This window comes from uncultured Tateyamaria sp. (assembly GCF_947503415.1).
In the GTDB taxonomy this organism is placed as follows: Bacteria; Pseudomonadota; Alphaproteobacteria; order Rhodobacterales; family Rhodobacteraceae; genus Tateyamaria.
In genome coordinates this window covers 224800-250341 of record NZ_CANNDS010000001.1, presented here as the reverse complement: position 1 = coordinate 250341, position 25542 = coordinate 224800, and the positions used below count along the sequence as shown (strand labels likewise).

The 25542-nt window shown below is 54.0% G+C and carries 24 protein-coding genes and 2 pseudogenes; 14 read left to right on the top strand and 12 right to left on the bottom strand.

Annotated features, from left to right (window positions below; genetic code table 11):
- Positions 1-253 precede the first annotated feature (253 nt).
- Complete coding sequence (locus tag Q1A32_RS01290; protein WP_299648439.1) at positions 254-382, top strand: hypothetical protein; 129 nt, start codon at positions 254-256, stop codon at positions 380-382.
- A gap of 611 nt (positions 383-993) precedes the next feature.
- On the opposite strand, the gene Q1A32_RS01285 is transcribed toward Q1A32_RS01290, so the two are convergent.
- Positions 994-1470, bottom strand: a complete 477-nt coding sequence (locus Q1A32_RS01285; protein ID WP_299648436.1) for a hypothetical protein — start codon at positions 1468-1470, stop codon at positions 994-996.
- Positions 1471-1760: 290 nt separating this feature from the next.
- On the opposite strand from Q1A32_RS01285, the pseudogene Q1A32_RS01280 reads away from it, so the two are divergent.
- The 8 genes and pseudogenes from Q1A32_RS01280 to Q1A32_RS01245 form a co-directional block, all read left to right on the top strand.
- Positions 1761-1985 (top strand): annotated as a pseudogene (locus Q1A32_RS01280) (MobA/MobL family protein); the annotation flags it as partial.
- An 86-nt stretch (positions 1986-2071) separates the two neighbouring features.
- Positions 2072-2245, top strand: a pseudogene (locus tag Q1A32_RS01275) (hypothetical protein); the annotation flags it as partial.
- Positions 2173-2844 (top strand): MobA/MobL family protein, encoded by a 672-nt coding sequence (locus Q1A32_RS01270; protein WP_299648433.1) that lies wholly within the window; start codon positions 2173-2175, stop codon positions 2842-2844. The pseudogene Q1A32_RS01275 and the gene Q1A32_RS01270, both read left to right, overlap by 73 nt.
- 92 nt (positions 2845-2936) lie before the next feature.
- Positions 2937-3071 carry a hypothetical protein gene (locus Q1A32_RS01265; RefSeq protein ID WP_299648430.1) on the top strand — a complete coding sequence of 45 codons (135 nt, stop codon included), beginning with the start codon at positions 2937-2939 and terminating at the stop codon, positions 3069-3071.
- Between the two features lie 289 nt (positions 3072-3360).
- Entirely contained in the window at positions 3361-4056 is a 696-nt protein-coding gene (locus tag Q1A32_RS01260) for a hypothetical protein (RefSeq protein ID WP_299648427.1), read from the top strand.
- The gene (locus Q1A32_RS01255) at positions 4029-5873 is read left to right on the top strand and encodes a serine protease (RefSeq protein ID WP_299648424.1); all 1845 of its coding nucleotides are present in this window, start codon (positions 4029-4031) and stop codon (positions 5871-5873) included. The genes Q1A32_RS01260 and Q1A32_RS01255 overlap by 28 nt, the downstream gene beginning before the upstream one ends.
- Complete coding sequence (locus Q1A32_RS01250; protein WP_299648421.1) at positions 5854-7179, top strand: serine protease; 1326 nt, start codon at positions 5854-5856, stop codon at positions 7177-7179. The genes Q1A32_RS01255 and Q1A32_RS01250 overlap by 20 nt, the downstream gene beginning before the upstream one ends.
- On the top strand, positions 7176-7808 hold the full coding sequence (locus tag Q1A32_RS01245; RefSeq protein WP_299648418.1) for a hypothetical protein: 633 nt from the start codon (positions 7176-7178) through the stop codon (positions 7806-7808). Before Q1A32_RS01250 ends, Q1A32_RS01245 begins: the two co-directional genes overlap by 4 nt.
- Before the next feature lie 191 nt (positions 7809-7999).
- On the opposite strand, the gene Q1A32_RS01240 is transcribed toward Q1A32_RS01245, so the two are convergent.
- From Q1A32_RS01240 to Q1A32_RS01225, 4 genes are all read right to left on the bottom strand, one after another.
- Positions 8000-9340 carry an IS1182 family transposase gene (locus Q1A32_RS01240; RefSeq protein WP_299648415.1) on the bottom strand — a complete coding sequence of 447 codons (1341 nt, stop codon included), beginning with the start codon at positions 9338-9340 and terminating at the stop codon, positions 8000-8002.
- A 187-nt stretch (positions 9341-9527) separates the two neighbouring features.
- Positions 9528-10082, bottom strand: coding sequence for a GNAT family N-acetyltransferase (locus Q1A32_RS01235; RefSeq protein WP_299648412.1), 555 nt, complete (start codon positions 10080-10082; stop codon positions 9528-9530).
- A 403-nt stretch (positions 10083-10485) separates the two neighbouring features.
- Entirely contained in the window at positions 10486-11148 is a 663-nt protein-coding gene (locus Q1A32_RS01230) for a hypothetical protein (protein ID WP_299648409.1), read from the bottom strand.
- 298 nt (positions 11149-11446) lie between these two features.
- Positions 11447-12073 carry a hypothetical protein gene (locus tag Q1A32_RS01225; RefSeq protein ID WP_299648407.1) on the bottom strand — a complete coding sequence of 209 codons (627 nt, stop codon included), beginning with the start codon at positions 12071-12073 and terminating at the stop codon, positions 11447-11449.
- Between the two features lie 112 nt (positions 12074-12185).
- Between Q1A32_RS01225 and Q1A32_RS01220 the strand changes: the two genes are divergently transcribed.
- Together Q1A32_RS01220 and Q1A32_RS01215 are read left to right on the top strand one after the other, a co-directional pair.
- Positions 12186-12428, top strand: coding sequence for a helix-turn-helix domain-containing protein (locus Q1A32_RS01220; protein ID WP_299648404.1), 243 nt, complete (start codon positions 12186-12188; stop codon positions 12426-12428).
- 172 nt (positions 12429-12600) lie between these two features.
- Entirely contained in the window at positions 12601-14715 is a 2115-nt protein-coding gene (locus tag Q1A32_RS01215; protein ID WP_299648401.1) for an AIPR family protein, read from the top strand.
- A 12-nt stretch (positions 14716-14727) separates the two neighbouring features.
- Here Q1A32_RS01215 and Q1A32_RS01210 read toward each other — a convergent pair whose 3' ends face one another.
- Genes Q1A32_RS01210 through dcm form a run of 6 tightly spaced genes read right to left on the bottom strand, consistent with a single transcriptional unit; the run spans position 14728 to position 20982 of the window.
- The gene (locus tag Q1A32_RS01210) at positions 14728-15159 is read right to left on the bottom strand and encodes an EcoRII N-terminal effector-binding domain-containing protein (RefSeq protein ID WP_299648399.1); all 432 of its coding nucleotides are present in this window, start codon (positions 15157-15159) and stop codon (positions 14728-14730) included.
- Positions 15156-16967, bottom strand: coding sequence for a DEAD/DEAH box helicase (locus tag Q1A32_RS01205; RefSeq protein ID WP_299648394.1), 1812 nt, complete (start codon positions 16965-16967; stop codon positions 15156-15158). The genes Q1A32_RS01210 and Q1A32_RS01205 overlap by 4 nt, the downstream gene beginning before the upstream one ends.
- Positions 16960-17784 (bottom strand): HNH endonuclease, encoded by an 825-nt coding sequence (locus Q1A32_RS01200; RefSeq protein WP_299648391.1) that lies wholly within the window; start codon positions 17782-17784, stop codon positions 16960-16962. The genes Q1A32_RS01205 and Q1A32_RS01200 overlap by 8 nt, the downstream gene beginning before the upstream one ends.
- Positions 17781-19415 (bottom strand): ATP-binding protein, encoded by a 1635-nt coding sequence (locus tag Q1A32_RS01195; RefSeq protein WP_299648388.1) that lies wholly within the window; start codon positions 19413-19415, stop codon positions 17781-17783. The genes Q1A32_RS01200 and Q1A32_RS01195 overlap by 4 nt, the downstream gene beginning before the upstream one ends.
- Positions 19416-19457: 42 nt before the next feature.
- A complete protein-coding gene (locus tag Q1A32_RS01190; protein WP_299648385.1) occupies positions 19458-19895 on the bottom strand; it encodes a very short patch repair endonuclease in 438 nt (145 codons plus the stop codon).
- Positions 19896-19908: 13 nt separating this feature from the next.
- Positions 19909-20982, bottom strand: a complete 1074-nt coding sequence (gene dcm / locus Q1A32_RS01185) for a DNA (cytosine-5-)-methyltransferase (RefSeq protein WP_299648382.1) — start codon at positions 20980-20982, stop codon at positions 19909-19911.
- Positions 20983-21576: 594 nt separating this feature from the next.
- Between dcm and Q1A32_RS01180 the strand changes: the two genes are divergently transcribed.
- The 3 genes from Q1A32_RS01180 (at position 21577) to Q1A32_RS01170 (ending at position 23769) form a co-directional block, all read left to right on the top strand.
- Positions 21577-21891, top strand: coding sequence for a hypothetical protein (locus tag Q1A32_RS01180; RefSeq protein ID WP_299648379.1), 315 nt, complete (start codon positions 21577-21579; stop codon positions 21889-21891).
- An 816-nt stretch (positions 21892-22707) separates the two neighbouring features.
- On the top strand, positions 22708-22989 hold the full coding sequence (locus tag Q1A32_RS01175) for a hypothetical protein (RefSeq protein ID WP_299648376.1): 282 nt from the start codon (positions 22708-22710) through the stop codon (positions 22987-22989).
- 363 nt (positions 22990-23352) lie between these two features.
- Positions 23353-23769, top strand: a complete 417-nt coding sequence (locus Q1A32_RS01170) for a hypothetical protein (protein WP_299648373.1) — start codon at positions 23353-23355, stop codon at positions 23767-23769.
- 272 nt (positions 23770-24041) lie between these two features.
- Here the strand turns inward: Q1A32_RS01170 and Q1A32_RS01165 are convergent, their stop codons facing one another.
- On the bottom strand, positions 24042-25403 hold the full coding sequence (locus Q1A32_RS01165) for an integrase family protein (RefSeq protein ID WP_299648370.1): 1362 nt from the start codon (positions 25401-25403) through the stop codon (positions 24042-24044).
- Positions 25404-25542: the final 139 nt, after the last annotated feature.

Genomic DNA, 25542 nt, shown 5'->3' with positions numbered 1-25542 from the left:
AACCCCCTCGTTTTGCCATCGTGGCGAACGGCCGCTATGGCGGGCTTGCACTCGTAGCATGGCCCATAGTTGGTCAATGTCGGCTTTGGCCGTCCATAAAAATGCTTAGCGTCGGTTCTGCTCACGAAAGCGCCGCCTCCGAGGTCGGCTTCGAGACCAAACCTACCGGATGCTACGACGCAACGAAAGTCGGCTACAGGCAGCCGACTTGCCTTTTTTGTACGCGCGACCATCGCCGTGGACGAAGCCAACGATGCCGCCTTTTATGCTGTTCTTCCGGTTGGACGAGATCAACCCGGTCAGTCAGCGAGTTCCGCTTTACAAGTCCAGTACCTTCAACGCGCCCAGTTTTGGTATCCGCGTAACACCGCCCGAACCGTAGTTTCGCCACATTTCCCCACTAGCTCCGTCACATGGCATTATCTAACAAAATTTGGGCAACCTTTCTCGGCGGGTCCTGTTTCATCTTCGGGACCTGCGCCTTATTTGGGTACTTTCCGGGAGAAAGCATCGGCGTCAGGATGTTTGCACAATTGGCCGAAAGGTACGGTGCTGTCGACACGGGTCTCGGCACCTTATTTGTTGGAGTGATCTTGACCCTCTGGATTCTTTTGTCGGGCTACGGGGGTGCCCATGACGGTGGTATCGGCTGCGACAGTGGAGGCGATGGCGGCGACTAACCAAAACTCAGGTTGTTTGGTCTGATCCGCCAATACCGGCGAAACGAGACAGCCACAGTCAAAGCGCCGAGACTGCCTTCAGTTTCCGTTTAGAACGTTTTGTTTTGGAAGTGATCAAAGCGGCCCTTCAGAAGCCGCGTTAAAGGCCCGCTTCGTCCGCGAAATGTGAATTCGCACCCTTCTAGATTGTGCAGTAGCAGCGAATGTCAGCTCTGATGGGCCGCGCCGCAGCATCTTGACCCAATAGCCAAGGTCCGCAATGGGCCGGTGCAACTTGCAGGCCTGCGGACCTTCGACGAGCAACTTCCCAGGCTCATTGGAATTGAATTGCATAGCTCCAACTGTCGTCATGAGAATATGCTCCACCAATGAAGTGGATCAGGCAATGGCCCGCCTCGAGCAGGTCCTTTGTTCGATTGTGTGTGAAAGGTGCAGGCAGTTGAGCTTTGTTGCCATGTGCAACATTGTTTCGAAGTTGAGCATAGCTCCGTCCCAACAGTGTTTGCCAGGAAGAGACCACGACATCTTCACTGTCCCATTTCAATCCGCCATTTTCTTTCGCCACCAAGTACTGAGGAAGCGTTTCTTTAAGGATCTGGAAACCTGAGCCCTCGAAATCAAAATCGGCAAATGGATACATGTCTTCCAATGACTGACCGATACGGTTCCAGTTAACACCCCTTATGACCCTTGTTTCTCCATCCACATGCGCAAAGTCTTGGTCAAGATTGACCAAAAAAAACTCCATTTTGGCAGCTAAGAGTATGAATTCTGCGATTTTGTCGTCCAAGTTGGCCTCCTATTGAATTCGCACACTAAATCTCGGGCTTGACTCAATTGCATCTCGGAGTCGCGCCAGAGCGCTTGGTCGCGTTCAGAGTGCTTCCCAATTGCAGCACACTCCATGAATGTCTGGTGTGCGAGCTGCGACTGCAGCATCCAGCAGATGTGTCGAGAGTCCGGATTGGGCCGTGGGAAGGGGGGCATAGACTATTGGTAGTGGCAGCCAGCAGACCGTTCTGAGGGCCTCAGATACCATCCAGTGGCATTGTGGTGCGAAAAACCGCTGAAAGCGCACTTATGCAACCCCACACCTGCGGTTCCAATATTTGCAGCAATCTCGACCCGTCAGGGTGTTTTCGGCTGGCCAGCTACCACCTCTCCGCGAAGACGATCAAACGCAGCGCCGGGCGCTCCGCCACGGCAGCCGCCGCCTACCGTGTCGGGGAGCGCATCGAGTGCCAGCGTGAAGGCCGCGTCCACGATTACACCCGCAAGCAGGGCATCAAGGAGACCTTCATCGTCACCCCAGAAATGCCCCAGCCTAGGCGCAGGACCGCTCTCGCCTTTGGAACGAGGTCGAGGCCAGCGAGACCCGCCGCAACTCTGTCACTGCCCGCGAATGGGAGCTGGCTCTGCCGTCCGAGATCAGCGACGAAGACCGGTCGCAGATCACCCGTGACTCGCCCAGGAGCTGGTCAGCCGCTATGGCGTGGCCGTCGATGTGGCGATCCACGCCCTGCGCCGCGAGGGCGATCAGCGCAACCATCACGCCCATGTCCTGACCTCCACCCGCAAGCTGGAAGCGGATGGCTTCACCGCCAAGACCCGCGTGCTCGATTCCGCCAAGACCGGCGGTGTCGAGATCGAGCAGATGCGCGGCCTCTGGGCCGAGTTGCAGAACCGGGCCCTAGAGCGGGCAGTAGAGGTGGAGCGTGTCGATCACCGGTCACTGGAAGCGCAGCGCGAAGCTGCGCTGGAGCGGGGCGATCAACTCTCCGCCGAGGAGCTGGACCGCGATCCGGAGCTGAAGCTAGGACCAGCGGCGAACTCCATGGAGCGCCGGGCTAAGGCGATGGCCGAGCGAGAGGGCCGGGAATACACACCTTTCACCGAACGCGGAGCCGTGGTCCGTGCCGCCCGCCAGGCCCGCGCTGCATTACGTGAAATGCGCGAGCGGCTGGACATCGCGCGCGAGACCTACGGCATCGAGCGCGAGGCCGGGCAGGGCCGTGTCTCTGCTGGTCTGGCAGCACTCAGGGCCGCGACCGCGACCGAAACCCGGAAGACTTCCGGGAGCGTCCGGCGCGTGTCGTGGGCCAGTCACGGGAACAGCACGACACGCCGAAGCTGGAAGGCCGCAATTATGCGCGGGAGCGGCTGAAGGAAATCATGGAGAAGGACGCAGGGCGCGACGGCCTGGCGGCGGTTCACAGCGAGTAAGACATAGACGAGGACAATGGGCGTAAGCCGTGAGTGCATGAGCGGCTGAGAGACGTGCTGAAAAAGCCGCGCGAAAAGCTGGAGATCGAAGACGAGCGCGACCGGGAAAAGGATCAGGAGGTCGAGAAGGATCGTGACATTGACCGCGATCCGGGCCTCAGTCACTGATGGCCGTCATTGGAGGCAACTTACAGAAATCCACGTATCTGTGCCTCAATCCTTTATCGTTCCCAAAAGCCTTGTAAAGTCATAATGTGCAGTGGAGGTACGTCCAGCTAAATCAGTGTGGAGTTGTGAAATGCGCTTGAACAGACGACATTTCCTCAGAGGAAGCGCGGCCAGCTTGACATGTGGTTGTTTGCCTCAGTTTGCCCTAGGAGAGTCTCATATATCTGGCGAAATAGAACCGCCGATAGAAGACTTCGGTTGCTCCGCCCTCGATCCATTCAGCGATCAGATGCAGATCATCGACTTCTCGTCAGAACAGCAACAGGTCATTCAAGACCTACAGATAAGTGATTACGGCACTTTCGTATTTGCCAAACGTTGGCGACAACGCGACGGGCTTACACCGAATAGTGGTAAGATTACGCTTGGATGCGGTTTCTTTAATGGGAAGCCAGAACAGCATGCACTCGTAGTCAATGCGGCAAACGATTGGCTTGATGGCAGACTTGGACAGCTAATAGACTTTCGTTTCGACGTCCCAGTTTCCGATGCCCATATTCGGATTCAGTTGGGCGGAAACAGGAACAACTCTTATGTAGGTCGCGACAACCTCCGTATTCCAAAGGAAGAGCCGACAATGAGGCTGGCCAATTTCAATCGGCCATCAACAGTAAAGCATGAATTTGGCCATGCGCTCGGGTTACGCCATGAGCATCGATTTCCTGGCGCTATCAGTTTTCGCGAAGATGTTGTGGTTGAGGAGATGAGACGTCGGCACGGCTGGTCGCAAGCTCAGACCTACCGGAATATACTGACGCCGCTAGATAGCTCTGCAAAGTGTATTGGCGATCCTGATCTGAATGAAACTTCGATAATGATGTACACGATACCAAGCCGTTGGACGCAAGATGGAGCGAGTTATCAGAGAGCTGGTATAATTACAGAAAGAGACAGAAGATGTCTTATTGGCGTTTATTCTGCTTGAGTCAGGTGAAACCTTTTACCTCACGTTTAGCATTTATCTTATTTCTCCCGATGCCATTCTTGGCGATGCCCGTAGCGTCTCAGGATAGCGCACCCTTGCAAGCAATGGTCTTCTTTTGGGCGCAAGACTCTGAACTTACAGGTCAGGGCAGTGTAAAGCCACTGGGAAGCGGGTTCATTGTTGACCGCTCTGGTATCGTCATGACCGCTCGTCACGTACTGGAGCGGCGAGTGGTGGGTGAGGACATTGTTATTACGATTTCCTCGAAGAATACCTTTCCTGTCCCAATAGATGAGGGTGATATTGTATGCGCGGCTGGCAACCAAGATGTTTGCATCGTCCGTATACCAACGGATGCAATTCCGCCTACGCTACAAGGTTTTTTTGAAATTGAGTGTGGGGTACTAGACGTCGGTGTTAGGTTAAGAGCTCTAGGGTTTGCCGGGGGTGCGAACCGTTTCGCCGGTGTGATTCAGCCGGGAGGGGAGGTTGTTGGTGCCCCGATGATAAACCGCCTTGTCCCGACGGATATTGACTTGGTCCCAACGATGAGTGGAGGCCCAGTATTAAATGAGGTGGGGCGTGTTGTTGGCCTTGTAAAAGGTGCTGATAGCACCTCGCCCAATTTGACCTTCATAACGCCCATGACGAGTGCAGCACCAACTTTACTTGGCTTTGGTATTGCTTGCGATGTGCTGGCTCCCAACGATGTCGTTGTAGTGACGCCCCCATCGACGTCTGAAAAGCCCGTCTACTTTTGGGATGGATTGGCGAATATACTCCGAGGAGATGATGATTCCGTCATTGCGGTGAGACCCGAAGCGAGCCCAGTTCGCAGGGAACGTAATGCCAAAGTTCGACGTGACGTTTTTGGGACGCTTTCCGAAGTCTCCGACGAATCAGAGATCGTGGAACTCGTGCGGGCTGTTTTGATGAAGATATGGCGCGACTCCTCTAGCGTGTCTGATAGCGGAATTGCTCCTCCGTCGGTTAAAGAGATAAACTTGTGGGCTTTTGTGGAGCCGACAGGGGCCGATATTCCAGTAGAAGACTATCTACAGTCTTGCTCAGATTCGCGAGAGCTATTGGCGTTCATGAGAACCCAACTTGAAGCAACGATCGCCTATAAAACCATTGTAACAATGCTGTATGGTGCGGAAGCTGAACAGTTGGTTGCGTACTGGGGGCGCGTACCGTTCCCAACGGCTAGTGCCGTAGGTGACAGTCCTGATAACCCACTTCAAAATCGGAGCGAACTGGCTTTAGATGCATTGTTATCCTTTGGTGTTTTTGACGAACAATACGCGGCCATAATCGCATCGCTTGATGAGGCGGAGCCAGAGTGGCAAGGAAGAATATCCAACTGGGCAAAAATGCTGCTCACTTACGATCAGTTACTCAGCGACACGCATCCTGAAAGATTCTGGTCAGAGATTCCAATTGAGTTCGATATCAATGCGTCCAGCTCTTTTGGCTGTGAACGGTCTGCAGAACTTCGAGGATGGTTTGAGTTCGATATGGAGACTCAAGAGGGGACACCAACCTCAGTGCATGTACATCACGGCGCCGATGCTGACGGGCGCGATTTTCATGATTCAATTTTCGCGTTTTGGGCGCGACGTGACGTTGCTGAAACATCAGATGAATTACGCATCTTTCTTGAAGCTCTAAAGCGAGACTATGAAGGTACGCACACCGGGGGCTATGAGCTGATTGATCTAGTGCGGAAGAAAGATGTTGAGAGCAATGCCAGCTGCGAAGGCGAAAGTGCAGTTAATGAGTTTGGGATCATTCGAGATGAGTGTGTTGAATTCTAGTTTGCGCTCCTTTTTGCCTAGGCTTACCCTCGATTTTACATCAGGAGAGCGCAATTTGAAGAAAGTGAAAGTTGTTTTTTGGATTTTGGCTAGCTTTTCTTTGGTGACACCGTCGTTCGCCCAGGAAGCAGCCCCGCAATCTGCGATGGTATTTTTCTGGGCAGCAGATGCCGAGCAGCTAGGGGCGAGTAACTTGAAACCTCTGGGCAGCGGTTTTCTCGTTAGCAGACAAGGCGTTGTCTTGACCGCGAAACACGTTATCGAGGCTGTCGAACCCGGTGAGCGGATCATTGTTTCGATCTCAGGAAAATCCGCATTCCCAGTTCCAATCGACGAAACCGATGTCCTTTGCGCCATGGGGAATCGGGACATTTGTGCCGTCAGAGTTCCATCGGGGACCGTACCAACGACACTCGACAGAGTGTTCGCTCTAGAATGCGGAGCCCTGGGTCCCGGAACGCAGCTTCGTGCCATGGGCTTTACCGGAGGAGCTGACCGGTTCGGAGGTGTCATACAGCCAAGTGGTGAAGTCGTTGGCGACGCGATGAGAGCCGGGTTGATACCCACTGATCTAAATATGGTTCCCACAATGACAGGTGGCCCTGTGCTCAACAGCAGAGGCAATGTTGTCGGTCTGGTCAAGGGTGCGGACAGTAGCAGTAACAACCTTACATTTGTGACACCGGTGGTTAGCATCAAACCGATTTTGGAAATTCTAAACATTCAATGTGAACATCAAACTTACAAGCTTACACTTGATAGTGACAGAGCGGGTTTAGCCCAACCTGTTGCACGGCCAAATGCTGAGACATCGTTTGATGATATCGAAATTGAAATAACGTATATTCTTAATGAGCCTACAGAAGTGGGTGACCTCAGGATAGTTGCCCAATTGACAAATACATCGGATCAAACCGTTCAAATATTGCGCTTTATCCCTTCCCCTCGGCTAGTCGACAACATGGGAAACGAGTATTCGTTTGTTGGGGCATCAGGTCTAACCCGATGTGTTCACCAGCGATTGACCGACGGGAGGTTCAACGACTACCCACCAACTGTCCCGAAATGTAAGCAGTATGACGACAACGCCCAATGGTCGAATTCCCTTCCTAGTAGATCTCCGATGACCATGGCATTGATTTTCTCCGAGTCCTCTGACGGTACATTTAGTGAGGAGTTGGCCAAAATGGCAACTAGTGCGACGCTCGATCTGCGGTTCGTTCACTCGAGGGATCAGTTCAAAACTATAATATTGGACGAGGTAATCGTGCCGGATATTCAGATTCCAACGGATACAGAGCAATGACGTTCTATCGCACCGTCGTGGTGTTGGTCGCTTTTTTCTACGCTGCCGAGCTTGCATCAGCGGAAGAAGTCGCTGCCGAGCCACCAGTACCAAGTCGCTGTGCCCCGAGTGGTCAGGTCGATCAGTGCCCAAAGGTTGTGGAAGTTGGCGGATTGCGGGTCGAGATGATCCGAATAATTCGTGAGCCAAACTTAGATCGACATTATCGTGCGATTCTAAGTATCACTAACCTGAGTGAACTAGATACGAAAGGTGCGATCTACTACCCAACCCCAGAGCTAGTTGACCAATTTGGAAATCCATACTTTGTCGTTGCCGCATCTGGAGTTCCCTTTTGCGCCGATGAGGGGATTGCGCCGCGTTTTGGAAATGAGATGGTTTTTTTTGATGTTCGCGATTGTCATAGCCGCGATGCGCTACAAATTGCGATTAGCTTTCCCAACAAAGTGCCCATGACTGTCAGTCTAGTTTTTTCCCCCAATAACTCACGAATCTATAGCAACGAATTGGCTAAATTGGCATCCCATGCTTCACTTAGATTTCGGTTGATGGCCGAAAATACCGAGCCAAGCCGAAACAGAATTCACGAAATTTTCTTCTCCAACGTACGTCTACCTAGGGAAGAATAATCTGAGAATCGTGTTGTGGATCAGGTCAGTTGCTACATGTGCACGTTGCAGCATGGCCGATAACGGTCGATTTAGGTGAAAAACTCGACCTACTACATCTTGTGTTTAGCCGACGCGCGGTCTCTCAACCCGCTGTAATCGCGGTCAAAGGCAGTGTTTTTGGTAGTTGCCAATTGCTGGCTTTGCGAACCTCAGCACGGGACCATTTTGGCAAGACGTTTTAGGTTCAGGGCGGTGGCGGCGAGGAGGAATTCTTCGTTGGCTCCTTTGAGACCTCGTAGCCGGAGGCGCTTGAAGTCGAGATGTCGTTTCAGATGGGCGAACAACATCTCGACTTTCTTTCGTCGTCGTCGGCTCTCGTCGTAGGCTGCCGTATCGCGCAGCTCGCGAACGGCTTGGCGCGCCTCTTCATCCATGTGGCGTGTGACAGTTCGGAACGGTGCGTCGGTGCAAGCCTTCTTGATTGGGCAAGCCCCGCAGGTTTCTTTCCCAGCAAAATAGCTCTTGATCCGATCGTCCTTTCTGATCCGCCGCAGCGGCATTTCGTGACCTTCAAGACAGGTGTAACTGTCGGTCTCGGGATCGTACCGGAAATGACTGAGGTCATATTTGCCCTTGGTCTGATGTTGGCGATCCAGCACCGGCACATGCGGCGTGACTTCGTGCTTCAGGAGCCAGGCTAGGAATGGGCCGGTGCCGTATGAGCCATCGGCTGCAATTCGATCAGGGCGAAAGTCATGGCGGTGGCGGCTGCGCTCCAGCATCGCCTTCGCCGCGACGATTTCCTGGCTCAGACGGGCGGGCGTGGCTTCAACATCCACGATGATGCCATGGTCAGTATCTACCAGATAGTTGGTCTCGTAACTGAATCGGCCAGGACCATCCTTTAGCGACCATGCCGCTTCAGGATCGGTTTCCGAGATATATTTTGGCGGTTTTTTCTTGGGGCCTGGTTGCGTTGCCTCATCTGCGTCAGCCAATTTTGCCAGATAGTCGGCGACAGGGCGCTGCACCTGTTCCTTGAGAGACCAGATTTTCTCAACCGTATCTGGCGCATCCTTACGATCCCGGTTTGCATCTGCTTCGATGGTGCTGCCGTCGATGGCTGCGTCCGTGCCACCCACAATCCCAAAACCGACGCACTTTTCCACGACGCTCTCAAACAGGCGGCGCAGCACATCGCCATTGGCAAAGCGCCCGTGTCGGTTCTTCGAAAAAGTCGAGCGATCCGGCACCCGGCCTTCCAGGCCCAACTTGCAGAACCACCGATACGCCAGATTGAGGTGGACCTCATCGACAAGCCGTCGCTCGGACCGGATGCCGTACAAATAGCCAATCAGCAGCATGCGCAGCATCAACTCAGGATCGACAGAGGGGCGTCCTGTGTGGCTGTAGAGCGTAGCCAGCTCCTGGCGGGTCGCGTCGAAGTCCAACAGCCAGTCGATCCGACGCAAAAGGTGGCCCTGCGGGACATGATCCTCGATCCGGAACCGATAAAACAGGTTCTCCTGCGTCTCCAGCCGTCCCATCATCGCTCGATCCTCCTTGCCAATATAGCAAGTGAATCAGCCACTTCAGCCTCGATCAAGCCCGGAGTTTTTCCATTAGCATCGGCCGTTTTTAAGCACATACGTTGTGGCAGTTGGGGGTGTGTCCGCAGTGCGGACGAAGGGGGCTTTCGATCCTTGAAGGTGACTGTCGGGTTTCCGAACCTAACCGCTACACCAATGCAATTTTGAACTCGACCGTCTCATGGCCACCAAGAGCTTTGTCAGCGATATAGCTTCTAACAAATTTGCCACCCGCCTTTTCGATGACACGCACGGACGCCTGATTGTCTGGGCTAGTAGTGACTTCAATGTACTTCAACCCGACTGATTTTGCCTCTGGTAAAATTGCAATGAGCGCAGCAGACGCCAATCCTTCTCCTCTTCGCCAAGGCACGACAGCGTAGCCGACGTGACCAGAACACGTAGGGGGCAATTCCTCCGTCCCCGGCTTCCATCGCAAACCTATGTGGCCGCAAAACTCATCATCCCATATCCACCTTCGGATACTTGGCAAGCGAGGTACTTTCGATCCATCTGGCAGAGTGACAGGCCCGGCCTTTGCGGTGGGGTCATCGAGATTTGCAACGAACGATGCTGCATCTTTCGAAATCGTTTCGATCTGCTCTTGTGCAGCTTCAGCACGCAAGTTGTCTGGCGACCAGCCTCGCTGAAGCGCCGAAACGTACGCGGGGATTTGGTCAATACTTGGTGTCAGCAGTTCCATCGTTCCGGTTTCGCGACCCTAATTCGTTACAAACAGACATTCTTGCACTGCGCAGCATCGGTCAAGTTTGGCTCGTTTAAGACCTTCTCCGCATCGCTTCATACGCCAAAACCCATCCGCTCGACGCGACCGCGAGTTTTTCACCAGCATCGGTCGTTTTTGGCCGCATCCCCGGGCCCGCCTAGGATCAATCGCTTTGCCATGACAAAAAACCCCAGCAAATCCTTTGCGGTTTTGGCAATTTTTGCCTCACGACAAAGTTGGATGGCCACCATTCCTCTAAGTCCGCTTACGGGAAGCTGCGGTGCAGCACAGCATGGTATTGTCAAGGTCCGCAATGGGCCGATCTTGCTGGCAATCTCAAGCAGATTGTTCAGCGGGCTGTCAGGTTCCAGGAGAAAACTCAGCCCCCTTGCGGCTCTTCGTCTGGAGTTGTAGCTCTTTTAAAGATCCGTGCGTTAAGTGCCTTCTCAGTTGCTTCCTGAGCTTTATGGTGCCAGCGTTTATACTTCCTCATCACCCAGTAGGATACAGGGAGGTATGCAATTGCTAAAACTACAAACACCTCCATACCGGATTCCCAGCTAAATTCATCAGGACCAATGGCAAAATAGAGAGCTGTCCCGACTACGAAAAGCAGACCGCCAGCGCATATTCGGTGGGCAATTATCGGAATCCATCCCGACCATGTGCGTGGTCTTGGGGGAAAGAAAGCCTTCCGCATTGCGCTCATCTCATGCCATGGCAAATAGTGAAAACCGTCGATTAGCAATGTGAAGTTCTGTTTCGCTCGATAATTCATCAAAAAATGAATAACGTCTGTTTCCCATCTCTGGATCTCGAGGTTTGTAGCGGTGGTGATTTCATCAGACGAATGCTTACGGTTGGCCAGTCTTTCCAAAAGGTCCATCCGGCGCTCCAATATCTCGATCTGAGAAAGCTGGTCTGGCAATCCCCCTTTGTCAAAAAATATTGAAACTACCGCACCCGCTAAAGTGGTGGCGATGGCGCCGCCAACGATGGCAGTTGGATCAGTTTCGATTCCGCCCTTGTCTTTGTCGTTCAAAATAACCTCACGTAGAAAGCATGCTGATAAAACCTAAGATCCTTTGGCCACACCGTAGACTTAAGTTCAAAGCACGACCATGAGTATCCAACACGATCACGCTACCCAAACAGATTACACAGCGGACCAGTCTTACGCGGGGTGAGAGGCGCATAGTTTCGCTTACGCGGTTAAGGTCTGCTATGCGGGCTGCGGCCGCAGCAATCGAGGACCGTGGCCAATGTCCGCTCAGGGCCGTGTCAAACCTGCGTGTCTTGCCCTTCAAAATGCAGCTTAAGACTTGTAACCAACCCAAAGCCTAAACTCCGGCCGCCGCTTTGAGCCTACCCAGCCGTTCGTCAGCTTTTGCTTGAATAAATGACTCATTTGCCGCGGCGTTCGTTTCGGCTGCGGCTCTCGCCGAAGCATGATGTTTCTTTATCGCACGCGGACGTACCGACAGGCTCCAAATCGCGCAGTACAGGAACACTGCTATCAATGTAATGACGATCAGATTCAAGGTAGTGAATTGCCCTTGTGCCAAGCCGGCAACAATTCCCAGAAGGCATGCCCAGAGCAAGCTCTGATTTACTCCAAAACGGATGAAACCGAAGCGCTTCCGGATGTGTTCCGGGCTTCTAGGGTATGACCATTTCCTGTCAGCTGTATGATTGTTGTAGTATATCTCGCAACCGTCGGTGTCCTTTACTACCGTCACGACATCGCCAACGTTGAGAAAGCTGGCACTGGGGATAGACACCCTTTCTACGCGTTCGTCGGAAAGGACCATTGTCGCCTTAAGCGTGTGTTCGTTCGACTGAAGATCGGTCATGATGCCGCCGCCAACGGTCTTGTTTTCTAGGTAATCGATCGCTGTTTCCACTTGATCATCGTCCGTTCGGTTTTTTCCTTCGAGATCGACGATCTGGCCCGTTAATGCCTGCATTTTTTTCCCTCTGCTGGTTGGCGAACAACATGTCTCTGGCCGCCTGTGACTATAGTAAAATTGCTACTATAGTCATTAGATTCAATGCACAACCTCCCCGATACCGTTGGGGATGGAGCGCAAGAACGAGAAGCTGATACGGGCCTTTGCAAAGGCACTCAAAGATCGGAGGAAGGCGGTGGGCCTTTCACAGGAGGAGCTCGCCTTTCGCGCGGATCTTTCGACAAGCTACGTTTCGTTGCTTGAGACACGAAACCGGCAGCCGACATTGACGGTGATGGACGCTCTAGCCCGGCAACTTGACCTCACCCTCGCCGAACTGGTGCGTTTGGTCGAGAGCGACATGGACAGCTGAGACCTTGGTTTTGGTTGTGGCACTCGGTCAAGCTGCTGGCAAGTGATGCACCTTCCCAGTTAACCCGGTGACCGTCATGCAGGTGCGGCGGTTGAGTTGCCTCCAGCCTATCCCTATCAATGACCTGTACGGGCAAGCATTTCATCAACACAGCAGCTTTAAGGGTAAAAGGTTGGACCAAATTGATAAATTTCACACCGATCTGCTGAACGAGCTGCGGACAGAGGGCGACGAGAAAAGCTCTCCTGTTTCAGATGTGTTTTTTGAACGTATGGCAGGTCTTCTGGAAGCAGAGGGTGAAATCGTAGCGGCGGACAGGGTTGGATTTGTTGCTGCTGCATCCAACAAGACTGTCAGAATAGACGGGATCGGTGGAGATCCCCGAGAAGCCGACGGGATACTCAGCGTCATTGTCAGCGATGTCATTGCCGAGGATGAGGTAAAGAAGATCAATGCTCAGGATGCGAAGAAGGCATTCGGTCATCTGATCAATTTTGTCGCCGCTTCCCGCCGTGCGGCATTCCGGGAGGAACTGATTGCCGGCTCTCCCGAGGCTGGTGCGGCTGCGACCATTGCTTCAGCCTGGTCGTCGATCACCAAGGTCAAACTGATCCTGATGACGAATGCGGTGTACAGCGCGCGCACCGACGCGGTGCTGGCAGGAACCATTGCTGACATTCCGGTGACGTACAACGTCTGGGATCTAAAGCGTTTCCAGCGTTACGAGACTTCTGGCCGCGCTGCCGAAAAGCTGACTGTCAATTTCAAGGCAGACTTCGGCGAGGGTATTCCGGCGCTCAAGGCTTCGAGCAACGGGGATCAACTCGACAGCTATCTTGCCGTGATCGGCGGTGCGCAGCTTGGTGAGATATATGAAAAGTGGGGTGCAAGGTTGCTGGAGTCGAATGTCCGTAGCTTCCTGCAGGCTCGTGGCGCAGTGAACCGTGGTATCCGCGATACGATCCGGGACGAGCCGGAGATGTTTTTCAGCTACAACAATGGGCTTTCAGCCACTGCCGACAGTGTAGAGGTCGAACAGTCTCCGGGCGGGCTGACAATTGTATCGGCACATAACCTCCAGATTGTTAATGGTGGTCAGACCACTGCATCGCTTCACGCAGCGCGGAAGGTTTCACCTGAAACACTGGGCAGCGTCCATGTTCAGGTGAAGTTGACCATTGTGCCGCCCGAAACCTCGGAAGAGGTGGTCCCATTCATATCGAAGTACGCCAACAGCCAGAACAAGGTAAGTGCAGCAGACTTCTTCTCGAACCACCCATTTCACATGAGGATGGAGGAGTACTCGCGCAGGGTGCTGGCCCCGGCAGCCGAAGGAACGAACCGGGAAACCCATTGGTTTTATGAGCGTGCGCGTGGGCAATATCTTGTGGAACGGGCGAAGAAGTCGCAGGCGGAGCGCCGTCGGTTCGACATGGAATTTCCGAAACCCCAGTATTTCGTCAAGACCGATCTGGCGAAGGTCGAAATGAGTTTCCGGTTGCAACCTGACACTGTCAGCAAAGGAGCCCAGAAGAATTTCGGTGAGTTTGCACAACGTATCGGGGCTGAGTGGAACAGGAGCGACAAGAAGTTTGACGAAACATGGTTTCGGCGTCTTGTGGCCAAGTTGATCATTTTCAGGCACCTCGAGAAAACCATTCCGAAACAGCCGTGGTATCCCGGCGGTTACAGGGCCAATCTTGTGACCTACTCGATTGCAAAATTGGTCGCAGATCTGGATGAACGCGATCAGCTTGTCGATCTTGATGCAGTCTGGCGTAGGCAATCCGTCCCACGCGATCTGTCGGATGCGTTGCTTTTGGCTGGAGAGGCAGCGGCAAAGGTGATCACAAGTCCTGAAGCAGGTGTCAACAACATCACGGAGTGGTGCAAGAAGCAGGCATGCTGGGCTGTTCTTCAGCGCACCGACGTTGAATATGGCCCTGAACTGTCCAACTGCACGATAGAACCGGAGGATGCCCGTTCGGCCCAACGCGACGGTCAGCGGGAAGAAGCGATCGTGTCGGGGATAGAAGCTCAGGCCAAGGTAATCGAAGCAGGCGGTGAGTTCTGGGGGAACCTCCGGACGTGGAGCAACGAGCGTCGGTTCCTCAGTCCGAAGGAAGATGGCGTGCTGAAGGCCTGTGCAGCCGGAACCTCAAGGCTGCCCTCCGAAAAGCAGTCTCTGATTGCAGTCGATGTATTGGCTCGGGCCAAGGAAGAGGGTTTTCTTGACGAGAGTGAGGCGCCACGGGTCAGGATTTCTTCGCTCTCGCGTCGGCACTGAGATCAGCCAACATCAGTGTACGCGCCGCCAGCCGGTCAAACGAATTCTCGGATTCTCGTCAGTTGGTTCCGTCTCGCTCGACTGCTGCCTGATCGCAATCGAATAGTGCGGCTCATGTTCGGCCTTGGAAATTTCGAAGCTGTCGCCTTCACTCGCACCTACATCCCGAAACCAGCCGGTCATGTGGGTGATGCGATACTCATTCCGCGTGCCTCCCGGATCGTGAAGCTTGTTGTTGTAATAAACAAAGCGGAACTTCATTGCGTTTCCGGCATCGTCGATGCATCTGATCCAAGCATCCGGGTTCTTGGTATCTGACCTAAGCTGCGGCAGGATGGCCAAGAGTTCCTTTTCACCCTTCGGAATGAGAATGCCACCCTGATGGCCGCCAGTCGAGCCGACGTCATTTGCGCTCAGGGATTTCCGAAACTTCTTTGTTGTCATGATCTTTTGGGCAGTATTTCGAGTGCTCGTTTCAAGTCCTCTGCATCTCGCGTCGAGACCGGCACCGTTTCATTCGCAAGTTCGCCTTTCCATGTAGAGCGGTCAATCATGACTTCTTCCACGGTATCGACATAGAACAGCCGGTAGACAGTGACCGGCTTCGTTTGCCCGCGGCGATGCGCCCTCGCGCTCGCCTGCGCTTCCAACGCCGGGTTCCAGACCGGAGTGAAGTGGATGACGACGGTTGCGGCGGTTATGTTCAGGCCGGCACCGGCAGCCTTGGGGTTTAGAACAAGGCAAGCCGGCCCGTCGTGACTTGAAAACCTGTCAACGATTTCCTGTCTATCCGCCTGAGGCGTAGAGCCGTTGATCGCGCCCCAATGGATGTCCCGTAGACCTGAGCAGGCCTGGATCAAAAGATCGCCAATCCGATTGAACAATGCGAAGACAATGACCTTTCGGCCGTTGGAGAACGCTTCCCGGAGCAGTTCAACCGCGCGTTCCATTTTAGGAGTAACGAGTGGGAGGTGGTCGGAAGCGACAATTTCAGCCTCGTCGTTTTCTCCGCCAGTTTCCCGAAGCCAAGGATGGGCGCAGACCAGTTGAAGCTGCATGGTTGCAACCAATGCTCCAGCAACTGGGTAGCGGGCCAGTGTTGCTTCGCGGACAGCCTCATAGTGGTCGATCAGGGTGTCGTCGAGTTCCAAGGGCACGTCGATGTCCATCCGCTCCGGCAGATCTCCAGCAACATCAGCCACCCGGCGTTTGAGGATGATCGGGTCAGTCAGCCGCTGAAGTTTCTTTCCCGACTCAAAATCGTCAGGGAACAGAGTTTCGAACTCGGAAAGGTTCCCCAGAAGACCTGGTATCGCGAAGTCAGAAAGTGACCATAGATCGACGAGTGTGTTCTCAACCGGCGTACCGGTCATCGGAATTGAACGCCTGCGCGGAATGGTGGCGATGGCCTGACGCCTGTTCGAATGCGGGTTCTTGATGGCTTGCGCCTCGTCACAGATCACCCATGCCCATTCAAGCCCTGAAAAGACCGATATGTCGTTCACCATCGTGTCGTAAGTCGTCAGGACAACCTGTGAAGTCTGCAGGCCGGATACGATACCTGTTCTGTGCGGTCCGCGATGAACGGAGACGGTCAGTGAGGGCCCAAACCGCTCAATCTCGCGCACCCAATTCGCAATGAGACTGGTCGGACAGACAATCAAAGCGGGAGAGTTGTTGTTAGGTGGGTCCATCAAAAGAAGAGCGATGATCTGGAGCGTTTTCCCCAAGCCCATCTCGTCTGCTAGTATCAGCCCTCCCGTCTGATCTATGACGCTGGACATCCACTTTACGCCACGGGCCTGATACGGGAACAGCGTCGCATTGAGGCCCACGACATCGATCAGATCGTCTTCTGCATCTGCCGCTTCGTTGCCAGTCTTAAGCAATTCGTCGGAGGTCTTGGCAACGAGCTCGCAATTTTCGGCACGGACAAGGCGAATGGCAGCGCTGAAGGACATGTCATTCGCGTCAATGTCGTTCAGCGCTGACTGAAAGACCTCAACTGCGTCGCGTGGGAGCGGCCTCAGTACGTTGCCATCGACAACCCAAGAATGTTGATTTGACGGTGCCATCATCTCGATACGGCGACCTTGCACGGTTCTTGCGCCACCCAGCCGACCTACGATCCGTTTTCCAACCCGATCTAGCCGGATGAAAGGTTCGACAAGTCGTCCCGAAAGCGTATGGCCCTCCGGAATGTTCTGCTTCAGCTCTTCAAAAGTCTCCGGCAGCGTCCGGTAATCAGTCATTTGTCATTCCCAGCATGGAACGGACTTCCGATATGGACCATGGAAGGGGTCTACGGCTATGCGCGACGCGATGGCAATTGGGACACAGCGGAACAAGGTCTGTTACTGGGTCATAAGGCTTAGGGGAAGCGAGGCTGGACAGTGGCTCCAGATGGTGGACTTCAATTATCTTCCCGTTCTCTCCGTATCTTTCATAGGGGTCCAAACCACAAGCGGAGCAGATTTCACCGTGTAATCGAATGCAAAGGAGTCGGTTTCGGGGGTTCCGCTCACGTCGATTTACAACGGAAGGCCTGATCGCTCCCTCGACTGGTGGCTCATCCTCAGTTTCATCCTCATCAATGACGTCGTACCCGATCAGTTCGGCCATCGCACCCATCATTGGGACGACCACGTCGCGACATGTTTTTTCTGTCATTAGCTCCGTGTCGGAACGCGTTTCGTGCCTTATCTGCGCGTCCATTCGAAAGTTTCCGTCGTTGACACTCCAGTCTTCGAGTGACTGACCTGGCACCTCAATTTTCACATTGGATTCCATCGAGCCTACAAGCGCACGTGCCAGCTGACGATCCTCGTGGGTAGCCTCCTTGATTTGGTTGATGACCGCGCCAGAGAAATTTCCGAAGCTCAACTGCACCTTGTGCGACTTAAGTCCATGAGGCCGCATTTCAGCAACCGGTCCGTTTCTGGGGCCCAGATCACCAAACCAGATCTGCATGCCGGCTCGAAGGCCGCGTTTATCGACCGCGACCTCGATGGCGGCCCCAGTTCCCAGTTCAAGTTCGCGAACGATCAGCTCCTCATGCTGGCCTATCATGGCACCTGGTCATCTTCCCCAAGCTCGCCGGGCTCGGGATCGGCGAGGTTTCGGAGGAGCTTTCGAAGATTGTTCGAAATTTCCGTACGGATGTCCTCAAAAATCGGTTCGAGTTCGTCGTTTGTGTTGTTCTGTTCTGCAGCAGCAAATGCCCAAAGCAGAAGATCCATTCCTTCGACAGCAAAGCCGTTCGCGGCCGCCCTCTGATAGATCTTCTGATAAAAGTCATGATGTTTGTTGAGTAGGACCGAGGGCACATGCCCGTCACTTCCTGCGCTCCTGAAGGCCGGTTGCCATAGCTCGCCGCTATTGATTGTCTCGACCGCTTCGACATGGACGAAATCCGGACTGACATTGTTCTGGATCGGTGACTTGATCCGGATCTTCGGCCCCATATTGTTCGATATTTCAGCGGATTGTGTGGCCGGATCAACCGAAGTGACCTGCGCTTTGGCTGCATTTGCGGTTGCAGCGATGTTCTTGTTCGAACTGCCGTGATCCACGCCGTTGTTGGAGTTGGCCTGTGCGCGGCTTTGGCGGCGGTAGCGATTGCCGGCTTCCCGGTAGATTGGCTGAAGCAGGGTCCGCAGTCCGTCTTCAAGATCAGGGTGAAAGAGGATCCGGGATTTCTTGACGTCGATGCGGAAGGCGTCATCAAGCTCATGTCCGAAATCGAACTCGATACGCAACAAAGATGTATGGGGTTCTGGCGCACCGAAAACGTCCATCCAGCCACCATCTTGGATTAAGCGACCTTCCCGGAAAACGTAGAAACCTTGTGCGCGGTTCGAAATGCGCGCGTATTCACGTTCTTCGTCTTTGGTCATGTCGCGACGGTGAGGAAGAATCCACGCGCGGATGGTTGCCTTTTCTTCCGAGCCGTCGGGCATCTCCACGATGAGAGTCTGCTTCTTTTCGGGAAGAACCTGATCCGAACGCTTCGGATAAAAAGGGTTCCATGGCACCACCGGGCTGCTGTTTACGATTATCTCGACGTTCCGCTCACGACTGTCCATCGTGTTGGTGAAACGGTGGTAGACGAGTGAGAGGTGCTTGCTCAGGGTGTCAGCAAGCCTCTTGATGGCAGCCTGTTCCTTGGTTCCCCCAGCTTCATACTCCTTGGACAGGATGCGATCACATTTCTCCCATACGACAAGTGTTCCCGTTTCTCCGCAGAGCTCGTCAAACATCTCGCCCTCATCCGGCGTCACGCCTTCACGTAGCATCTCCCACTCGCCGATGTCCTTCACGTGGTCGAGGTCCCACGCGAGCTTCGACAAGGGAGCGTCAGGTTCGCATCTGGATATGATGGAAAATTTCAGGCAGACGGAGCTTGAGGCCGTTTTCAAGCCTAGACCGAACTTTCCGAGGCTTTCCGGGTTTTCACGGACTGGCGCACCATACCTCATCGCACGATGTAAAGTCTCAGGGTCCATGCCTATTCCATTGTCCCCGAAAAAGACGAGCTTTCTTCCATCTTCGTGTAGAACTATTTCTACATTGATCCGATCGGCTTTGGCAGCGATCGAGTTATCAATTATGTCCGCGGCAGCCGTCTTTACGTTGTATCCGGTATCACGCAGGCCAAATATCAACCGTGATGCATCCGGTTTGTTAACCAAGTCATTCATGTTTACTGTCCTCGAGACTTTTTTGAGTTTTCCAACTGCACATCAGGTATTTGCGCTGCTTGCGGGTATCTCATCTGAAACGCCGCCTGCAATCAACCAGTTGGCGATCCTGTCACAGAGTACTTCGGGTTCAATGTTTCGAGTGGCGCATTCCCATACCGTCAGGACACGCCAACCGTCTGAGATCAATTTAGCCTTTGCTTCGGCATCTCTCTCTACATTGCGATTTAGCTTGGTACGCCAGAAATCAGTTCGGGTCCTAGGATACCTAAAGTAACGACAACCGCAGTGCGCGTGCCAGAAGCAGCCATGGACGAAGATCACCGCGCGGAATCTTGGTAAAACAAGATCAGGTTTTCCAGGGAGATGCCTCTGATGGAGCCGAAAGCGGTAGCCTATTCGATGAAGCCCTTTTCTGATAACGAGTTCAGGCTTTGTATCTTTGGGACCGATCCTCGCCATTATCTGTGATCTGGTCATCGGTGCCTTTCGGCTAGGCACTCTGGCTTCTCCGTGGGTTCAGTGCGACCGTGTTTTCAAGCCATGGTGCCATGGCCTGTGCGATCGCCACTGCGACTGGTGCTGACACTGCATTCCCGAACTGGCGATAGGCTTGGGCGTCCGACACCGGTATTTTCCACGGTTGATTTGTTCCGGGCCTGTCAAACCCCATGAGCCGCGCGCACTCACGAGGTGTTAGTCTTCGAGGGTTCTTCCCTTCTTGGGCAATCAGGATTTCTGACCCGTCCTTATAGTACCTCGCGCTCAATGTCCGCGCGACGCTTTCTGGCGTACAGAGGCCAAACCCAAACCCGTTCCCTGCAGCCTTGTGCTTTGCTGCGTAGTCCTGAAGGTACTTCCAAAGGTTGTCTGACAGTGTGTATTTCGCTCCGACGTGCGCGTCGTTGCCCTCTGTAAACGGTGGCTCTGCCGGTTCACTGCCGTCTTCGGGGTGCAGGATGTCGACAAGCGTTGGATTCGGACCGTCTGGAACAACGACATCATCCAGCGAAAATCGTGTCGGTACGTCGCGGCGGAAACCGGTGATGAAGATTCTTTCCCGGTGTTGCGGCACCCAGCTCCTCGCATCGATGATCTTGTGATCGACATCGTATCCCAGCTCATCGAGCGCATGTAGAATGACCCGCATGGTGTTGCCTTTGTCATGCGACAGAAGGTTCTTCACGTTTTCCAGTAGGAAGGCGCGAGGCTTATGATATGAGATTATCCTGACGACATCGAAAAACAGGGTTCCTTGGGTCTCGTCCAGAAACCCGTGCGACCGCCCGAGGGAATTCTTCTTGCTTACACCTGCGATGCTGAAAGGCTGACACGGGAACCCGGCGAGCAGAACATCGTGGACTGGGATTTCTGAGGCTTCAACCTCAGTGATGTCTCCTGTGATCGGGTGGGCCTCACCGAAGTTCTCGCGGTAGGTCTCCTGAGAAAAACGGTTCCACTCACTCGTGAAGACGCATGTGCCACCAATGGCCTCGAAGCCGATCCGCAGCCCGCCGATGCCTGCGAATAGGTCAATGAACCGAAAGCTTTCTGGCCGATGCGTCATGGGTTCCCCGTACAGTACACGACTACCATATCTAGGCCAGTCCAACAGTGAAACGTCAAAATGGCGTTAAGTTATACTTGTCTGCCAAGAACAGCTGTCCGCGAAGTTGGCTTGTCACTAGATGATGCCGGAGGACGTTCCATGCTTCTCAAGCGTGCTGCATGATCCGATAGGCCAGGTTCGACTGCTGCGGTCTGAGTGGAACCGACGTCGGGAACAGACTGGGCCAACAGGGTCGCGCATTTTTGAAGGCTTGCACCTCGTTCTTTAGCGCCCTGATTATCCAAGGTCAGAGATGTGTTGCTGTGAGGAGGTTGCGCAGCGACAGAAACTCAGGTGATCGTTTAACAGTCCGCCGGTTTTCGGTCGCCTCGTAGTAAGTACCTATGGCCTGCCACCATTTCTGCGGCAACCTCTGCCAAATAAGATATCCCAAATGAACGTGTCCGGCGCTTCAGAGCAGAAATAAGAAGAAAGTTTGTCTGCGTAGTCTGCAGGCATGCGACCTTGCTTTACTGGCCAAATCCGCAATCTGGGGCGTCGTATCTAGCCGGCTGTGCTTTTGCTTCAATCGGCGCGAGGGCGGTAAATTTCATGAGCTCTTCCAAGGAGGAAATCATGAAGGCCAAGCCTGTCACTTTTACCTGTCGTATGCCGAGGGACGTCGTCGACCAGATCGATCAAGCCTGCCTTGAACACGGTTATGCCACCCGGGCAAAATTCCTTGCTGCAGCCGGGCTAACCTACGGATCCAAACCGGGCGACGAGCTGCTCCTGAGCCGCTTGTCCGAAATCGCTTTTGCACTGCATCGGCTGGCAACCGCCGGAGCTCTGCCACCTCGTGCCTTGTCGGAATTGAAGCGGGAGGTGCGGTCGGCGATGAAGACCCTCAGAGAGGCCGCGCGATGAGGCCTTTTCGCAGGTTTCATGACAGTCGCTCCCAAGTCGGGCGCTACGTGGGAAAGAGTGGAAAGCTGATTTCCGGGTCGGTTCTCGAAGAGCAGCCCGGGTCCTTGATGAGGTGGTTCGAGCCGTTCGAAGTGCCGTTCGGAGAAGGACTGCTGCATACGACACTGTCGTTGCCGATGGGTGACTCACTCGACCATGCCGGATGGCACGACGTGTCGTGCCTGGTGCTGGAACGGACCGGCATCCCGCCTACGATGGTCCCATGGTTCGTCTGGGGACATCAGGACTCCGCGTGCGATCACGTCCACATCGTTTCATCACGCCAGACGTGGTCAGGTCGCACTTTGGAGCTTTCAGTGTCAGAGCGTTCTACCAACCAGCTGGCGGTGGACCTCGCACATGTTCTCGGGTTGCCCGAGCCGCACTGGATGCCATCCGAGACAACGACCTTGCTTGGTCACGTTCGCAAAGGCGCAACGGGGTCCGCAAGGGCATTTGCTGATGAACTTAACAGGGCCATGGATCTGCACCTGCCATCGGACATCGCACAGGCCAACGAGGCACTCGCAGCAACTGGAAGCGACTGGACCATCGAGATGTCACCGACCTCGGACAGCATTCTGGTACCGCGGCATCAAGTGACCGGCGAGCGGTTGAACCCGAAGTCCGCCGGCGCCGACTTCTCATCGGCACACCTGTTCCGTCGCTTGCACCTTGCAAGGCGCATCGAAATTCTCAGAGCTGCAGTTGTTCTGGAGAAGCTCGCGAGGATGCTGCCGGCTAACCTCATTCCAATATTGAGCAGAAAGGAAAGCCATGACCCAAATGAAAACCGACACCGAAATCCTGTCGAGCAAGATCGATGCGATGCGGGAAGACATTCGCCGCCTTCTCCCGATGCTGAGTCTCTTGGAGCCGGCGGACCGCGACCAGATGGCGGGGTTTGCCGAACGCCTGTTGGCCTTCATGCAGGAGATCCAGGATGGGTACCGGGATCAGGCGCGGGAATTCGAAAGACTCAGGAAAGAAATCCAGACCTCCAACGAAAACACCAAGGAAGTTCTGGAGAAGCTGACATTCCTCATAGACGGGGTTTAGGGCCAGGGTGGTGGCTTCTTCGGCTTCTGTCAGTTGCACGTCATTTGGGAATTCACTTTCACCATCGGATAAACAAGCATTCCGCTGACGTTCTGTTTTGGCTGCCCGACGAAACGAAAATCCAATTTCGCACCTGCGACCGCGTGATCGAAGAACCGCAAAATGGGTTTGGGCCGGGATCAGAAAGGCTCGCGTCGTATTTCTGCTTGAAACACGGAGCGAGAGTTGAGTCTGCCGTCGATCACGATCAGTCGCTTGGATTCTGAAGAAGCGATTTCGCAGCTCCTTTCATGTGGATAACCCCGCCGCATCAAAATTTGCCGACATACGTGTTGGACATATCGAAAGACAAAGGAGTCCCAAATGTCGCGCAAGCCCAAGACGAACGATGCAGAAGTCGATGCCGAGATCATGAAGTTCATGGAAGCCAATGGCCGGTTGCCGTCCATCGCGGAGATCAGGAAGATTTTGCCCGGCGGTATCGGCAGTGACCGCGCTTCGAAAGCAAGAAGGCGTGCGATGTCAACAACAAATGCTATCGGCGAAGCATCGCTCCATGGTTCCGATGATTGGGCGAATGGAGCGGCATGTGATCAGAAGGCCGTTTCGGGGAGCGTTCCCACGGCTACGAAAATGGTTCGCAAGCTTCTCGATGATGTCGATGGTGAGTTTGCCAATCGGGAGCGTCTGCTGTGTGATACGATCACTGAGAGGTTTCGTGCCCGTGCCCATGAGATGCTCGATGAGGTTCTTGACCATCTGTTCGATCGCTCACGGTAAGGTCAGTCGACCGAAAACGGTGATTTTATCCTGAAACGGGGCGCTTTTGGTGAGCGCCCCGCTTTCGATTCTGCCCGGAGGGCCCGAGGTGGCCGGTCAATAGGTGGCCTTTTCATAGCAGACGACATGATATTCAGGATGCGGTTATCCCATCCTTCAAATCTGCGCCTGCATTCATGCCCACCGCGGGAAGCTCTCCTTGTTCGCAAATCGATCACAGCAACTATACTGTTGTGGTTGATGGTATACTCCCACTTGGGCATCTGATTGCTCTATGCGGCATCCACGCCATCGGCTTCATCAGCCCGACTTTCAATCGTATCCAAAACTCTGGCGAGCCGGTCCAAGTGGACTTTGCGAACATCTTCGACATCGTTCAAGATCTTTGTGGCAACGATGTAATGCTCGACTGCGCCGGATAGGCCTGTCCGTTTTGAGCTGTTCGTGTGCCCAAGAATATCCGCGATGGTATCGATCGGAGTATGCAGCGCATGTAGAATCGTCGACGATGTCCGCCGTAGATCGTGTCGTGTCCAGTCCGCAGTTCCACTTGCTTCTTGAAGTGCCGCAGTGCCGCGCGACCAGTTTCCTTCGACGTTGCCAACAGAGTTTGGAAATACGAGGTCTTCTGAAGCCGCACTCTGCGCGCTGGGCAGGTCAGCGAGCAGTTTCATCGCGGCGTCGGAGAGTGGGATCCGTTGCATTTTGCTGTCTTTTCTCGAGCGCTTGTCGATCGGAACCTTTGTCCAGATGCCTGACCTGAAGTCTACGTCACCCCAGCACATTTCAGCCACTTCACGAAGCCTGGCGCACGTCAAAAGAATGAACCGATGTGCAGCCGGACGCAAATGATCTTCTGGATCCAATTTGCCTGATAGGCTGGCGGGGGCAGGATACTTCATCAAAGGCAGAACCTTTGCCAATTCGTCCTCTGTCAAAACGCGTTCACACTTCCCAGTAATTGTGGGATCTGAATCTGCAGGGTCGTGTGTCTCTTCAATGTTGGCGGCATCTACCCGTGGGGTGCGACCCGCGCCAATCTTGCCGAACCTTTTCCGCCCTGCCGACCAGTGGAGCACTGTTGACAAGTATGATCGTGCTCTTGATACGCTTCCGTTTGCAGAACCCTTTCCGCGTTGTTTCGGTTCATAGGACCCCATCACCTCCGCGAAATCCTCAGCGGACAAGATCGTGATCTGTCGGTCGAGGATTGGCTCGAAGACCCTGAAGATGGCTGATTGTGCTTCCGGGAGGGTGTTTTCTGAACGGGGACGCCAGATTTTTGTTCTGACGCCACCGACTTCACGATATTCGAGAACCAGTTCTCGGAGGGTCGGGGCTGTCGATAGCGCGACACGTTTGGCGCGACGCTCCGCCGTAACGTCCTTGCCGTCTTTCATCTGACGCCGGGCATCAACCGCTGCATCGCGTGCTTCGCGTAAACCCATATGCGGATATTCACCCAAGGTCACTGTCTTGGTTTTTCCAAAATGGTTCTTGGCCTTCAAAGCGAAAGTCTTCTTTCCGGCCGCCGAAACCCGCAGTTTCAAGCCGGTACACTTGGCATCGGAATATTCAATGCGACCTTTGGCAGAAATGCCTCGGATAAAGGCGTCGGTGAGATCCATTTTCATATCTTGATCATCTTTTCTTGGGGCAACTCTGGGGCAACTTTCACGTCGCGCTAGGCCGCGTTTCCTTGCTTCAAGATGCACCTATGTCTCGAAAAAGAATAATGCAAACTTCGTTTAATATCAGTGCCTTGGGGTATTC